This window comes from Pseudomonas syringae pv. cilantro, assembly GCF_001293775.1.
Lineage (GTDB): Bacteria > Pseudomonadota > Gammaproteobacteria > Pseudomonadales > Pseudomonadaceae > Aquipseudomonas > Aquipseudomonas syringae_P.
On record NZ_LGLN01000100.1, the window covers coordinates 1,907 to 3,036 of the forward strand.

A 1,130-nucleotide genomic window follows, 5' to 3' on the forward strand; every position below is an offset into this window, starting at 1 on the left:
TGCCAGAGAGCATGCTGGATGAAGTCCCCATGGTTCTTGATGCTCTAAAGCGCACTGATCCCACCATCGACGAGACACTGCGACTGATTGACTCTAAGCTACGGTCGCGTGCATGGAACGACAAAAAAATCACCGGCCCTCACCACGGGATCATCCCGACGCTTGAACCTGCAAACCTGTCGGCGATGTCTGAGAAGGAGCGCAAGGTCTATGAATTGATTCGCGCACACTTTCTCGCGCAGTTCATGCCTACCCATGAATATGACCGTACCGTGGCCACCTTCGAGTGCAACGCGGTTTCACTGCAGGCCGTGGGCAAGCGGATTATTGTGCCAGGCTGGAAAATGCTCTTTGCTACATCGTACGACGATGATGGAGAAGAAAGCACCGGACGTTCTCAAACCCTCCCCATACTTCAAATGGGCACTCGGTGTGACCTTCAGGACCTGCAGTTGAAGGCGCAGAAAACCGAACCGCCAAAACCCTACACCGAAGGTACGTTGATCAAAGCGATGAAAACCATCGCCAAGATGGTCAAAGACCCGCGGCTGGCTCAGAAACTCAAGGAAACAACGGGCATTGGGACTGAAGCAACCCGCGCAGCTACTATCCAAGGCTTGATAGATAGAGGATCACTCATCAAGAAAGGTCGTGCGATAAGGGCCTCTGAGGCAGCGTTTTCACTGATTGATGCAGTCCCTCCTGCCGTGGCCGACCCCGGCACCACTGCGATCTGGGAACAGGCACTCACGATGATCGAGCAAGGCACCCTTACACTGGATGATTTTATTGCCCGACAGTCAGCCTGGATCACCAGACTGGTAGAGCAGTACAAAGGGACGACGCTGTCCATCACAGTGCCAGAGGGACCCGAATGCCCGCTCTGCCGTGCGAAAATGTCACAGCGCAAAGGCTCTTCAGGCGTGTTTTGGGCCTGCACTCGATACCCAGAGTGCAAGGGCACCGTTAATATTGAGCAAAAGAAAAAGAAGTCCCCCAGCAAATCTGCTAAGCCGCAGGCCAGAGCCGCATCAGGCAGCTGACAGGCTGCGTGTAGCATCCCCACAAATGTTATGCCACAATAGCTCCATTCACTGTTCCACCCCGTTGGTCACTGACGGTCATCAGTG

1 protein-coding gene is annotated in these 1,130 nt (G+C 54.2%); it reads left to right on the top strand.

All coding sequences use genetic code 11. The features are described 5' to 3' along the window. On the top strand, positions 1-1,043 hold a 1,043-nt coding region (locus ABJ99_RS26335; protein ID WP_195842924.1), incomplete at its 5' end, for a DNA topoisomerase. Positions 1,044-1,130 lie beyond the last annotated feature (87 nt).